The following is a 13,992-nucleotide window of genomic DNA, read 5'->3' on the forward strand; positions in this document are numbered from 1 at the left end:
GGTGCTGGGCGCTGGCATTGTCGGTACCAACGCAGCCAAGGTGGCTGCCGCACTGGGTGCGCGCGTCTTCGTGCTCGACATCAATGTGGACCGATTGCGCTATCTTGACGATGTAATGCCGTCCAACGTGTTCACCCTGATGTCGAATCCAGCAAACATTCGCAGTCTGGTAAAGCGTGCGGACATTGTGATTGGAGGTGTGCTGGTACATGGTGGACGCGCGCCTAAATTGATCACGCGCGACATGCTCAAAACCATGCGCAAGGGCGCGGTGATGGTCGATGTCGCGATCGACCAGGGCGGTTCGTTCGAGAGTTCGCGTCCCACGACTCATAAGGACCCCATCTACGAGGAAGAAGGTGTGATTCACTACTGCGTCACCAACATGCCGGGAGCGATGCCAGTTACCTCCACGGTCGCCTTGACCAATGTGACACTCCCCTATGTTGTCAAAATTGCCAACAAGGGCATTCTCGAAGCTGCTCGCATGGATTCATCCATCCAGCACGGCATCAACATGCACGATGGAAAAGTGGTCTATCAGGCGGTGGCTGATACGTTTGATCTTCCGTACACTCCCCTGTCGCAGTTTCTCTGATGTCCACCTGGATTTCCCCAGCCAAACTCAATCTTTACCTCGCGGTAACGGGAATCCGGGAATCGGATGGATTTCACGAACTCGACTCACTGGTCACGTTATTGGACTTTGGCGATACGCTCACACTGACCCGTTCAACCGACGGAGGGGATCATTTTTCCTGCAACACACCCGAGCTAGCCTGGGACTCCCGAAATCTACTCTACCAAGCGCTGGAACGGTATCGTTCCATCTGCGATTACGATGTACCGCTGACCCTGGAACTGGAAAAACGCATCCCTCTTGGTGCAGGTCTTGGTGGAGGAAGCAGTAACGCGTCTACGTTGCTGCTCGCGCTCAACTCCCTCAACCCAGAACCACTGCCCGTGCAGAGGCTATGTGAGCTCTCCGCAGAGCTGGGATCCGACTGCCCACTCTTTTTTTACCGAGGATTGCTGCGCATGCGCGGTCGCGGAGAACAGATCGAACAGATCAACGGAAGCCTCGAGGACCAGCTGCGGAACCGCAGTGTGCTAGTCTTTCATCCCGGTTTTCCGGTTTCAGCAGCATGGGCGTACCAACAACTCCGACAAGGATATCCAAGCGGATACACCGCTCACGAAACCGTTGCACAGGAGTTGCAGCATTGGCTTTGCCATCAACGTCCATGGTACAGTTGTGCGCGCAACGACCTGAGTCCCGTTGTGGATCACAAATACGTTGCCATTCCCACGCTTCGCACTGAGCTGCGGGAACGGTTTGGACTGGAGTCGTTTATGTCGGGAAGCGGAAGTGCCTGTTTTGCCTGGACAGACTCCAAAAGCGATTCCATTGCTATCACCGAGTGCATTCGTGAGTGTTGGGGACCAACCGCATGGATACAGCTCTGCCGCATCATGACCGACTGACGATCCCCCACCGACCTTCTTGTCCACTCCTGTCGCGTCCTCAAGGATTCGCAAAATCCGAACAACGCGGAGTTTGACACTGGCAGGGGAATTCACAGTCTGAACAATGTCGGAGTGATGTGTTCTCCATTCTCTGATACCCCAGCATGTCGGACCCACTACAGAAACAGGAAATCAGACTCAAAGGCGTTCCTGCCTCACCAGGCATCGTGAGTGCCCCGGGATTTCTGTTTCAGAAACGTGAACTCGACGTGCCGATGTACTTCATCCAGGAGTCCGGCATTGATGCGGAACTTGAGCGTTTTGACAATGCCCTGCTCGAAACCCGCCGCCAGATTCAGGCCATTCGCAGCGACATTGCGACACACTTGGGAGAGGATGAAGCAAAAATTTTTGATGCTCATTTGCTCGTGCTGGAAGACATTGCACTGATCGGAGAGACCCACGACGAGGTGCGCCGCAGCAAATACAACGTGGAATTCTGCTTTCATCAGATTTCCCAGAAGTACATCGAGTTCTTCAACAACATCGACGATGAATACCTGAAGGAAAGGGTAAATGACATCCGCGATGTCACCCGTCGCCTGCTGAGCAACCTGTTGGGGCACAGCGAGGCGACAATCGGACGACTTCCCGAAATCGCTGCCGGCTGCATTCTGATTTCAAAAGACCTTCATCCCTCTGACACCAGTGCCCTGCATTCGATCGGATTGAAGGGCATCATCACCGATACGGGGGGTGCAACGAGCCACACCGCTATCATGGCACGCTCGCTCGAACTCCCTGCAGTGGTTGGACTGCACAATTCGAGTGATCTTGTGGGGGAACGGGACACAGTCCTGGTCGACGGCTACGAGGGCATAGTGGTCATCAATCCCTCTGAAGAAACCCTGGCAGAATACGACGCCTTCCGCCGTCGCAAGGAAACCGTCGCAGCCGTGTTCTCCTCGGAAATTGCCGAACCTGGGCTTTCTCTCGATCACCAGCATATTCCCCTGATGATCAATATCGAAGGAGTGAGGGAAGCAGAGCAACTGGAGCGCCTCCAAGCCGATGGTGTGGGTTTATTCCGCACCGAGAGCATTCTGCTCAAGGACAACACCATGGTTCCCGAAGCCCAGCAGTTTGAAGAGTACAAAGCCGTGATCGAAGCTGCAAAAGGGCGCCCTATCGTATTTCGCACCTTTGACCTGGGCGGGGATAAGCTGCTCGCCGCTGCGGGACAACAGGGAAGGGAGAGCAACCCCTTTATGGGACTGCGCGCGATTCGATACTCCCTGCGTTTTCCCGAAGTTTTCAAAACCCAACTGCGCGCCATTCTTCGCTCCAGCGCATTCGGCCCCATCAAGATCATGTATCCCATGGTATCCGGACTGGGGGAATTGCTCGAGGCCAACCGCCTGCTCGAAGCGGTCAAATCCGAATTGGACTCCGAGAATGTATCGTATGATCGCAACATTGAAGTCGGTAGCATGATCGAAATTCCCAGTGCTGCGGTCATGAGCGACTCCATCGCGGAACATTGCAGCTTCCTCAGCATCGGAACCAACGATCTCATCCAGTATCTGCTGGCAGTGGATCGCACCAACGACATGATTTCCGATCTTTACGAACCCTACCACCCCGCCGTCATCCGCACGATCAAACAAATCGTCGACGGGGCACACAGCAAAGGGGTCAAGGTGAGCGTCTGCGGTGAGATGGCGGGCGATCCCATTTTCTCATCACTGCTCATCGGCCTCGGAGTCGATGAACTCAGCGTCGCACCGTCGTCCTACGCCGAAATTAAATACCTGATCCGGCACCTTTCGGTAGAACGCGCGCGGCAAATGGCCGACGAATCTCTTCAACTGTGCAACCCCATCCGCATCTACCAGATTCTCAAGGCCTTCCACATCGAGATCTTCAGGGACATTCTTCACTAAACCGGATAGTTTAGAAATCCGTGAGTCAGCACATCGGTGCCAAGGATTTCAAATTGAGGATCGACCACAAACGGAGCATCATCAGGTCGCTCAATAGCGAGTCCATCGCAAAACCCCGGCGCCACATGTGATGCAAACAATTTCGGTGCCTGGTAATGAAACAGGTAGTCGATTCCCTTTACCGCCAGCAGACTGCGGACAAGGCCCGGTCCCCCTTCCAGATAAATCCCCGGTATGTCCCGCTGCATGCAATGTTCGTGGAAGAGTTGCAGTGGAAACACATCGCCCGACAAGGGTAGTTGCAGGATTTGAATGCCTTTGGATCGATAAGGTGCCAACAGTGATTCTGCATGACGTTCATCGGTAACCAGGCAGGTTTGCTCCGCCCATTGGTCGGTGAACACCTGCAGACTGTCCATGCGTGAGACTGTGCGCAGTGAGCGATCAAACACATATCGCACCCGACCCAAAATCTCCCGCCCCGGTTCGCGCACCGTCAGACTCGGATTGTCCGACAACACGGTTCCTGCTCCCACACCCACAGCGGGGAAATACCTGCGCCAATGCATGACATGCTGCCTTGCCGTCGCTCCTGTGATCCATTTTGACATGCCGGCTGCAGTTGCCACCTTGCCATCCAACGTCACTGCAGTCTTGAGTGCGATCAGCGGCTTGCGGACTTGCATGCGGTGGTGAAAGATCGGATTCAACGCCCTACACTCACCTTCAAGCACACCGGTGATCACCTCGACGCCCTGCTCCCTCAGCAGTTCTATCCCACGGGAACAATGATCAGGGTTGGGATCGATCGCTCCGACGACCACCCGACGGATTCCCTTCTCCAGAATGATAGCCGTGCAGGGTGGCGTCCTTCCCTGCGTACAACAGGGTTCGAGCGTCACATAGAGGGTGGCAGCCTTTGCCAACTCCGGGGACAATGTCACCTGTTGCAGGGCCAATCGCTCAGCATGCAGTTCACCCGCTCGATGATGATACGCTTCGGAAATCACCTGATTCTCAGCATCCACCAGGACCGCGCCGACCATTGGGTTCGGATGTGTCGCACCCCATGCCAGCCTTGCCAGATTCAGCGCATGACGCATCCATTTTTCATCCAGGACAACCTGTTGGTTCATGCCTCATCATGCTGAGGCAAAGCGTGGGAGACGCAAACCCACAATCACGGTAGACACTCGCTTGATCTGCAAAATGACAAGTCCGATGTCGCCACAGGGTTCAGCCAACCCGGGACCACTTCGACAGCCTGGGTTGCAGGAGGCGGCGTGCGCGATAGAGACGGGTTTCCACGCCTCGGCGTGAACAGCGCAACATCTCAGCGATCTCTTCATACGACAGACCCTGATAATAATACAGTATCAGCGTGCTCTTGAGCACATCAGGCAGTTCTGCAATCGCACGTTTGACAGCCTCACGACTCTCATTCTGCTCCAGCTGCACCGAGGGCAAAGGCGGAGCAGATGTATCTCCATTCACAGGATCATTTTCAAGCGATTCCACCGAATGCTCGGACGGAAGGGACGGGTGGCGCATTCGCCAGCGCCTCCAATTCCGGCACAAGTTGGTTGCTATCGCATAGATCCAGGGTGAAAAACGCCGACTCGTATCAAACTCGGTCGCATGGATGTACACCTTAACGAAGGTTTCTTGTGCAAGTTCATCCACCCAATCCGGGGCCTGGGTAAATCGATAAATATACGCTTTGATGGGTGTCTCCCATCGCTGCATGAGAATATCCAGAGCTGTCTTATTCCCGGCTTGAAGTTCCTGCATCAATGCACTGTCAGATTTGCCATTCACGGGTGGGCGGGTCGATGCGCGCCGAAGGCACATTGTGACCAGGAGTTGGGGTATTGGGGAACAATCGACCATAGGCACCCTGCTGTTGGGGAGTCAGCACCGATGAAACCTCACGGATCAGCTCTTGCTGCAGCTGAATAGTGCGCTGGTAGATCTGCTTCTGTTGTTCAAAATTTGCGTGTACCCGAAAGAGATCGACGGGTTGCCCGGAGATGCGATCCCTCTCAAACTGACGGTATTGATTTTCGAGTTCGAACAGTTGTTCACACAAGCGTTGATACTCATCAAAAAACCGCTCATGCACGCGTTGAAACTGAACCACCTGGGCGGGCTGAAGCTGAACTTCCTTTTCAATCCAGTGCAGCGCCGTATCAAAGGAATCACGCGACAGATTCGGTTTCTCCGGAAGGGATTCAAAACCACCAGGAGCTGAAAACAGGCTGCGCGCGGTCTGTGCAGGATCGATCACGACCTGATAACTCTCCGGAATTTGCCTCTCTTCCGGAATTCCAGGATGAAACCGAAGCGTCAGCAACACGGACGCAGTGACCAGCAACAGCGCTGCTGCCGAAAGCCCCAGGTTACGCAAACAGAAGAAGCGCACGACCCCCGTGCCCAGTGAAGCGGATTCCCGATCCGCATCGTGTGCAAAAAAATGTTCATGAATGCGATGGTGCACACGATGACTGAAATCGGGATCTGCTGGTGGGTTCACATGCCAACTTTGCAGAATGGGTTCAAGCGGATCTTCAGGTGAGGTTTTCATAGCGAACGGATTTCGAACTTCAACGGCACATGCATATTACAAATCCCAACGCATAAACCCTTCACATATTTTTTTTGAAGGAATCGGGAAGGGACGCGGTTTAGCATGTCATGAACGCACCCAACCATCTTTCAAATACTAACCCAGGCATCCTATGAAATGCAACTTATTCACACGTTCGCTCGTCCTGACTGCCCTCCTTGGTGTCGGCATGCTTCCAGGACAGGCCCTCCGGGCAAATGACGAAAAAGTCCTCGTTTTTGAGAAGTTCGTAAAGCCCTGGATCCATGACTCCCTCTATCTCAATGTCAATGGAGTCGCCACCATCGACGGAGCCTTTCTGTTCAACGATAAGGGCTATGTCGATGACTGGGTTCCCATTCGAACCAATGACATGAAACTGATCCAGTCCATCAACAATGTCATCGGGGAGTGGAAGATCGAACCCGTGACCTACAATGGTGAACCCTCTTGGAGCTACATCGAATTCCAGATTCGTTTTGTCAACGAGGGAGCTGTTGTTTCACTCACCCCGCTTGAGGCCGTGATCAGTTTCACGAAGAGCATGCGGGATGATTTCCACCTGGTGATTCCATTCCGCGATCTGGATTCCATTCCAAAGCCCATTCACATGGAAACTCCCCGCATTTCCCCGCAGCTAGCAAGGGACAGCTCGGGCGAAACCGTCACCTTTGAGTTTTTCATTGATCAGAAAGGCAAGGTACGAATTCCGATCATAAAGGAAGACTACAACACTGAGGAACTTGCAGCAGCCATCATGCTCGAATCGTTGCTCAAATGGGAGTTTGAGCCTCCCACACGTAACGGCAAAGCAGTCATCACTCGTGCGGTTATCCCGTTCAGGATTCCCTGACAGTCACACCCACCCACAGCTCCCGTGCGCCGCAACACACTGCTGATAAGCAGGTAGCGGACCACGGGAGTCTTGCTGTACGGCGTTCAAGCCAACTGAATTCCATGTGCGCGAATTGGCTCGGCCTTGCAGTAAAAGATTGAAAGCCGCAGGCCTGCAGCCTTTTTTAGGGAGGTTATGGATTCCGCCAGCATCAGAAAATCCTTTCAGGACTACTTCGAAGCACAGGGGCACCACATTGTGCCGTCTGCACCCCTGTTGCCTTCGGCTCCAAACCTGCTCTTTACAAATGCAGGCATGAATCCATTTGTCCCCTATTTTTTGGGTGAACGCGAAGCTCCCCAGCGCCGTGTGGCCGATACCCAGAAGTGCATTCGCGCAGGTGGAAAACACAATGACCTCGAGGATGTGGGTTTTGATACTTACCATCACACCTTTTTCGAAATGCTCGGAAACTGGTCGTTTGGAGATTATTTCAAGGCAGAGGCGATTCGCTGGGCCTGGGAGTTGCTCACGCGCGTGTGGAAACTCCCCAAAGACCGCCTCTATGTCACCGTTTACCGACCGGGCGATGGAGATCCCGCCGAATTTGACCAGGAAGCCTACGACCTCTGGTCTGCACTGCTGACTGCAGATGGTCTGGATCCCAAAATCCACATTCGCTATGGGGGAAAGAAGGACAACTTCTGGATGATGGGCGAAACGGGTCCATGCGGACCGTGCAGCGAGGTCCACATCGATCTGACCGAAAAAGGCGACACAAAGGGTGAGTTAGTCAATCAGGACTCAGCCTATTGCATGGAAATCTGGAACCTCGTTTTCATCCAGTTTAACGCCACCCCTGAGGGAAACTTTGAACCGCTGGCAGCCAAACACGTTGACACCGGAATGGGACTGGAACGCGTGGCCGGGATTTTCGCCTCCACGAATAATCTGACCCACTTTGGACGCGTACCATCCAACTACGACAGTGATCTGTTTACCGATCTGTTTGAAGAGGCCTCCAAACTGTGTGGCAAGACCTATGCCGCCACCGTTCCGACGCGCAAACACAATCTCAGCGATCAGGAACTCACGGATATTCGTCTGCGTGCGATGGCAGACCATCTGCGCGCCGTGTGTTTTGCGATCGGAGACGGAATTCTCCCGGGAAATGAAGGACGAAACTACGTCATCCGCCACATCCTTCGCCGGGGCATTCTCGCTGCCCAAAAGCTGGGTATGCGCTGCGGTGACTTCGCCAAAATGGTACCCGCGCTTGTCCGCAAGATGGGGCCGGTCTTTCCCGAACTGCAGGAACGCAGTGAACTCATTCACAAGGTGATTTCCGCAGAGGAGGATTCGTTTTACAAAACCCTCGAGAAGGGCTTGCAGATGTTCGACCGCTTTGCCGCAGAATCGCAGGGACAGCTGTCCGGTGAATCCGTCTTCACCTTGTATGACACATATGGGTTCCCGCTCGAGATGACGCAAATGATCGCACAGGAGCGAGGCCTTACCGTGCATACTGAAGGGTTTCACGAACACATGGAAGCACAGCGCGAACGGGCCCGTGCCTCTCAGAAAAAATCCATCATCACCGTAAAATCCGGTGATCATGAGGCGACCGTGTTTGAGGGTTATGCACCGGAGAATTGGACCCACTATCCGGCCCAACTCAAAGCCATCCTTCCCTCCGAGCAAGGTCGCTGTTATCTGGTGTTTCCGAAAACTCCTTTTTACGGAGAAAAGGGCGGACAGGTTGGCGACACGGGTTCAGTCCGTATCCACGAACAGGTTTACCCGGTGCTCAATACCACCATCGACGCCAATGGCATCTACCTTCACGAAGTCGACGGCCTGGTTGACGCTGCAGTCATCGGCAGCACGGTCGAACTCTCCATTGATGTAGAGCGACGCCGCGCGATTCAGCGTCACCACAGCGCGACGCACCTGTTGCACTGGGCACTGCGAAAGGTGGTGGGAGCGCACGTGCATCAAGCAGGTTCACTGGTGACTCCAGATCGATTGCGATTTGATTTCAGTCATTTTGAGAAGGTATCGCCTGAGCAGATTGCCGAGATCGAACAGTTGGTGATCGACAAAATCCTCGCCAACGACGCTGTTGTGGACTTTGAAACTCCCTTTGATCAAAAACCGGAGGATGTTCTTGCGTTTTTTGAAGACAAATACGGTGACACTGTCCGGGTAGTCGATATCGGGGGATACTCGAAGGAACTTTGTGCGGGCACACACACACGCACGACCGGAGAAATCGGCTTTCTCAAGGTGGTGCAGGAGTCCGCGATTGCCGCAGGCTCACGTCGCATCGAGGCCGTCGCCGGACACGCCTTTGCCCGCTACTTCGACACGCTTTCCCAGGCAACTTCGACAGCCTGCCAATCCATCAAATGCCAACCCGCAGAGCTGGGACCCCGGGTACAGGAACTGCTCGACGACCGGCGGCAACTTCAGAAACAACTCACAGAGTTGCGCATGGGCGCCGCCAGTCAGGGAGCGGATTCGCTCGCCAAACACCCACGGATCATCAATGGCACCCCTTGGGCGATTGGAAAACTGGAGGTTGCCAATGCAAATGAGCTGCGCAGCATGGGCGTGCGCATCCTCAAGGAACTGGGAACCGGAGTTGTGGTACTGGGTGCCGAGCTTGAGGATAAGGTGTCGGTCGTCTGTCTCTGTTCCCCGGAAGCGATTGCCAGTGGTCTGAACGCCGGTTCCATTCTCTCTGGCATCGCACAAAAATTGGGTGGAAAAGGCGGGGGAAAACCGGATTTTGCCATGGGAGGTGCCCGGAACGAGGGCAATCTCAAGCAGGTGCTCGACAGCCTTGGATGAACTTGCGATCCATGCATTAAATGGACTCAGCGGCCTCACTCAGGCCGAAGTCGCAACGCATGTTGTTTGCCGCTGGCATCAGTCAGTGCAAGCTCTCTGCCGACTGCACGCTCCCTCAACAATCCCAGTCCCAGTGTTTTTCCCTGCCAGGTTGCGGCACTGGTCAGGGAGCCGACTTCGCTCGAACCTCCGCGAATAACTGCGGGCAGGGTCAATGCCGATGCATCCCCCGGGTCGATTTCGAAGCAGCGCAGGCGTTTCGAAATGCGGCCCGATTTCCGAAATGTCGCCATGATCTCCTGCCCGGGAAAACAACCCTTGGCAGTATCCACTACCTGCATGGGAAAATTGCCCTCCTGGGGCAGGTTGCGGTGATTGAGATCCTGGGGAATCCAGGGAATGCGTCGGTCAATCCTCGCATACTCAAATGCCTCTCCTGCAATCGAATCGATCCGAAGGGCAGGAAGCGCAAGGGCCAGTTGCGTCCGCAGACGTTCATGAAAGCAAGGTGAAGCGATCAAGGTGAGTGACGTCGGACCCAAAATACTGCCGCCGATGGCAATGAAATCGTCACCTTCAAATGCTTCCGGACACGAAGGCCAGGGAATCTGCATCTGCTGCAGGATGTCTTTCAGAGCCTGATGTTCAGGTGCTTCAACCGACAGCACACAGGCTTCATATTCCGTTGTGAGATCAGTGATATCCACATCATCCGCGACGCGATTGCGCGCTACGGTATCGGATAGAAGCTCGGCGGGACAGGAAAAGCTCCAGAGCAGGCAGGAGTCCTCCGCCAATGCGCACACATGACTGTCGGCAAGGATGCGTCCTTTCGCATTCAACCACAACCCATACGCCCAGCTGGGCCGATCCACTTGGGGAACGGACACGCTGATCTGACTACCTACAAATGCACGCGCATCCGCACCCGACAGGTGTAAACACGATGCAAATGAACCCTGGTATCCACAAAACTGCGACATATTATGAGGTTGAACTATCCCCAATCTCCGTCAAGAAAGGACAGCTTTTATCCACAACGATGAGCCAAGTATCCGATCTAAACGTACTCAACACCGAACCGCTGCCCTCGCCGTTTGCGATTCGGGAGGAGATCCCCGTCTCGGAATCCCTCTCGGACCGTGTCTCTTCGTATCGCAGTACCATCAGCGATATCCTGTTCGGGAAAGAGGACCGCCTCATGGTCATCGTGGGTCCATGCTCCATTCACGACACAGCTGCTGGACTGGAATATGCACGCAGATTGCGGGATCTCGCCAACCGGGTCGAAGACCGCATTTTCATCGTGATGCGCTCGTACTTCGAAAAACCGAGGACCTCTGTCGGATGGAAGGGACTCATCATGGACCCGCTGCTCGACAACTCGTGCAACCTGCCTTTGGGGTTAAAATCGGCACGTCGCTTTCTGCTCGACCTGATTGACATTGGCTTGCCAACCGCCACAGAGTTGCTCGACCCCATCACTCCCCAGTTCATCGCCGATCTGATTTGCTGGTCCGCAGTCGGGGCACGCACCACGGAGTCACAAACCCATCGACAAATGGCTTCTGGCCTGTCGATGCCCCTGGGGTTCAAAAATTCCACTTCGGGAGACCTTACTGCAGCCATCAATGCCGTCAAAGCCGCATCAGCGCCGATGACGTTTATGGGAATCAACTACATCGGCCAGGCATCAGCCGTTTCCACAAAGGGAAATCCCTATTGCCATGTCATCCTCAGGGGAGGTGAGGTGGGACCCAACTACTCGGCTGAACACATACAGGAATGCGCTGAAGCACTCTCACGTCATGGATTGCCCGAGTCGGTGACCGTGGATTGCTCGCACGCCAACAGCAATAAGGACCACAACCTACAGTCCGACGTGATGCTTGATGTTCTGCAGTCCCGTCTGAAGGGTTTGGCAAGCATTCGAGCCGTCATGCTTGAGAGCAATCTTGAACCTGGCAACCAGCCCTTCCCCGCCCCCAAGGCCCAGCTGAAATATGGGGTATCCATCACCGATGCATGCATCGGTTGGAAGGAAACCGAATCCCTGCTGCTGAAAGCTCACGAGCTGTTGAGCTGAGCACCGTCGTTACACCAGGTTTGAGGGGGCAGTCGAAAGATCACTGAACCAACGAAAAATTTTTCGTTGGTTTTTGCTCATATTTTATTGGCAAAGCATTAATAAAACTTATGTTCGGAATCATGAAAGATCCAATTCGTGTTTCTGTAACAGGAGCTGCCGGCAACATCGGATACGCACTCGTATTCCGTATCGCATCTGGGGGAGTTTTTGGCCCGGACCAGCCCGTTGCACTCAACCTGATCGAGATTCCACCCGCGATGGACGCACTTAAGGGTGTTGTGATGGAACTCGACGACTGTGCATTTCCGCTGCTGACCGATGTCGTGGCTACTTCCGATCTCGATGAGGGATTCAAGGATGCCAACTGGGCATTGCTTGTGGGAAGTGTACCCCGTAAGGCAGGTATGGAGCGCGGTGATCTTCTCGGAATCAATGGGAAGATTTTCACCAGCCAGGGACAGGCTATCGCCAAAAACGCTGCCGCAGATGTGCGTGTGCTCGTCGTTGGAAATCCCTGCAACACCAACTGCCTCATCGGCATGAGCAACGCAACCGGAATTCCCAGCGACCGCTGGTTTGCGATGACGCGTCTCGACGAAAACCGCGCCAAATCCCAACTCGCTCAAAAGGCTGGTGTGCCCATCACCGCTGTGAGCAATCTGGCTATTTGGGGGAATCATTCCGCCACGCAATACCCGGACTTCTACAACGCCAAAATCAATGGCAAGCCCGCGCTTGAGGTGATCGGTGACGAAGCATGGCTCAAGGATACCTTCATTCCCAAGGTTCAAAAGCGCGGCGCGGAAATCATTCAGGCCCGTGGGGCTTCCTCTGCTGCATCGGCGGCCAATGCAGCGATCGACACAGTTCGCTCATTGATCACGGATACTCCCGACGGTGACTGGACCAGTATCTGCGTCTGCTCCGATGGTAGCTACGGTGTGCCGGCAGGCATCATTTCTTCCTTCCCTATTCGAGTGAAAAATGGAAAATGGGAGATCGTGCAAGGTGTTGAAATCAATGCCTACAGTCGCGAGAAGATTGATGCATCCGTTGAGGAATTGCTGGGTGAAAAGGAACTGACCAAGGACCTGTTGCCCAGCTAAGACCCGGCGCACAGTTTTTCCAACCCCAATAAACTACAAAAGGCTCCCGATTCAGTATCGGGAGCCTTTTTGTATCAGCAATGCTGTAGAATGGATCAATCCCAGCGGGTTTTCACAGGCACGCAGGGATTTCCCGAGCAGATTTGGTTGCTTGGCAGCGAGCGGGTCACAATGGAACCCGCCGTGACGACGCTTTCGGTTCCGATCACGACGCCGGGTCCCACAAATGCCTGAGCCCCCACCCAGACACCCGCCTCAATGCTGATGGGAGCATTGCGAAAATGAAACTGTGGCGAGCGGTAGTCGTGGTTTCCGGTGCACAAAAAGACGCGTTGGGAGATGCAGGCATGTGCACCGATGTGGACCGGTTCAAAATTGAGAATGAACACCTCCTCTCCCAACCATGCGTGATCTCCGATCGACAGCTTCCATGGCAGGTGGATGTTCAAACGTGGTTTGAGATTGATGCCCTTGCCAACGGTGGCTCCAAAGCACCGAAGCAGCCAGAGTTGCAAGCGATTCGGCCAGGGTATGCTGGTGAGAAAAAAGCAGCGCTTGACGACATACCAGCAGATCTCCACCCACCGGGGGCGCCCCCGATCCAGTCCAAGGGAGGCGTCAAACTGATCGAGTCGGGTCTGTTTCATTGCGAATTCTGACATACTTGCTCGAGGAGTTCAAAAAATCGTTTCGAATTCTGTCCGATCTCAAATGCATTCAAAAATCACGCACGCGCTGCGCTGCGTCTTTGCTGCCGCTGTTCAGCGTCCAGTGCCAACCACTGTCGCAGGAGCGATGCGGTACCATCGAGATCATCAGTGGCAACAAATCCAGCTCCTCCTGTGCTGGCTTCCTCCCACACATTGACCTTGTCTGAAAGCAGAACGGGAGTGCCGCATGCCAGGGATTCCGCAACCACGATCCCAAAATTTTCCTGATGCGAGGGCAGGATGAATGCCTCTGACGCCTGCAACAGTCCCCACTTTACGGCATCACGAACCATCGGCAGCCATTCAATGGATTGGATCGGCCCACCTTTCTGCAGTTGTTGGGAACGCATTTTCAAGTCCTGCAACCAACTCTGATTTTCACAG

General features: G+C 54.3%; 13 protein-coding genes. 7 read left to right on the forward strand and 6 right to left on the reverse strand.

All coding sequences use genetic code 11. The features are described from left to right. The 3 genes from ABQ298_05935 to ptsP form a co-directional block, all read left to right on the forward strand. The coding region (locus ABQ298_05935) for an NAD(P)-dependent oxidoreductase (GenBank protein MEQ9823905.1) at positions 1-598 on the forward strand (598 nt) is incomplete at its 5' end. Continuing rightward, on the forward strand, positions 598-1,485 hold the full coding sequence (ispE, locus tag ABQ298_05940; GenBank protein ID MEQ9823906.1) for a 4-(cytidine 5'-diphospho)-2-C-methyl-D-erythritol kinase: 888 nt from the start codon (positions 598-600) through the stop codon (positions 1,483-1,485). The genes ABQ298_05935 and ispE, both read left to right, overlap by 1 nt. A gap of 146 nt (positions 1,486-1,631) precedes the next feature. Continuing rightward, on the forward strand, positions 1,632-3,410 hold the full coding sequence (gene ptsP, locus ABQ298_05945) for a phosphoenolpyruvate--protein phosphotransferase (protein ID MEQ9823907.1): 1,779 nt from the start codon (positions 1,632-1,634) through the stop codon (positions 3,408-3,410). Here the strand turns inward: ptsP and ribD are convergent. The 3 genes from ribD to ABQ298_05960 all read right to left on the reverse strand — a co-directional run bounded on the left by ribD (position 3,407) and on the right by ABQ298_05960 (position 5,994). Continuing rightward, positions 3,407-4,546, reverse strand: coding sequence for a bifunctional diaminohydroxyphosphoribosylaminopyrimidine deaminase/5-amino-6-(5-phosphoribosylamino)uracil reductase RibD (gene ribD / locus ABQ298_05950; GenBank protein ID MEQ9823908.1), 1,140 nt, complete (start codon positions 4,544-4,546; stop codon positions 3,407-3,409). The genes ptsP and ribD overlap by 4 nt on opposite strands. A gap of 100 nt (positions 4,547-4,646) precedes the next feature. Beyond that, complete coding sequence (locus ABQ298_05955; protein ID MEQ9823909.1) at positions 4,647-5,228, reverse strand: RNA polymerase sigma factor; 582 nt, start codon at positions 5,226-5,228, stop codon at positions 4,647-4,649. Then, entirely contained in the window at positions 5,212-5,994 is a 783-nt protein-coding gene (locus ABQ298_05960; GenBank protein ID MEQ9823910.1) for a hypothetical protein, read from the reverse strand. Before ABQ298_05960 ends, ABQ298_05955 begins: the two co-directional genes overlap by 17 nt. Positions 5,995-6,148: 154 nt before the next feature. On the opposite strand from ABQ298_05960, the gene ABQ298_05965 reads away from it, so the two are divergent. Both ABQ298_05965 and alaS read left to right on the forward strand, forming a co-directional pair. Next, positions 6,149-6,868 carry a hypothetical protein gene (locus ABQ298_05965; protein ID MEQ9823911.1) on the forward strand — a complete coding sequence of 240 codons (720 nt, stop codon included), beginning with the start codon at positions 6,149-6,151 and terminating at the stop codon, positions 6,866-6,868. A gap of 177 nt (positions 6,869-7,045) precedes the next feature. Next, positions 7,046-9,703, forward strand: coding sequence for an alanine--tRNA ligase (gene alaS, locus ABQ298_05970; GenBank protein ID MEQ9823912.1), 2,658 nt, complete (start codon positions 7,046-7,048; stop codon positions 9,701-9,703). Positions 9,704-9,738: 35 nt separating this feature from the next. On the opposite strand, the gene ABQ298_05975 is transcribed toward alaS, so the two are convergent. Beyond that, positions 9,739-10,686 (reverse strand): hypothetical protein, encoded by a 948-nt coding sequence (locus tag ABQ298_05975; GenBank protein ID MEQ9823913.1) that lies wholly within the window; start codon positions 10,684-10,686, stop codon positions 9,739-9,741. Positions 10,687-10,745: 59 nt separating this feature from the next. Here ABQ298_05975 and ABQ298_05980 point away from each other — a divergent pair, with 59 nt between their 5' ends. Then, positions 10,746-11,789 (forward strand): 3-deoxy-7-phosphoheptulonate synthase, encoded by a 1,044-nt coding sequence (locus ABQ298_05980; GenBank protein MEQ9823914.1) that lies wholly within the window; start codon positions 10,746-10,748, stop codon positions 11,787-11,789. Between the two features lie 122 nt (positions 11,790-11,911). After that, a complete protein-coding gene (locus tag ABQ298_05985; GenBank protein ID MEQ9823915.1) occupies positions 11,912-12,898 on the forward strand; it encodes a malate dehydrogenase in 987 nt (328 codons plus the stop codon). Between the two features lie 95 nt (positions 12,899-12,993). Here the strand turns inward: ABQ298_05985 and ABQ298_05990 are convergent, their stop codons facing one another. After that, positions 12,994-13,545: a WcaF family extracellular polysaccharide biosynthesis acetyltransferase gene (locus tag ABQ298_05990; GenBank protein MEQ9823916.1), complete on the reverse strand. Its 552-nt coding sequence runs from the start codon at positions 13,543-13,545 to the stop codon at positions 12,994-12,996. A 77-nt stretch (positions 13,546-13,622) separates the two neighbouring features. Then, a partial coding sequence (locus ABQ298_05995) for a glycosyltransferase (GenBank protein MEQ9823917.1) occupies positions 13,623-13,992 on the reverse strand: 370 nt, incomplete at its 5' end.

This window comes from Puniceicoccaceae bacterium (genome assembly GCA_040224245.1).
Classification (GTDB): domain Bacteria; phylum Verrucomicrobiota; class Verrucomicrobiia; order Opitutales; family JAFGAQ01; genus JAKSBQ01.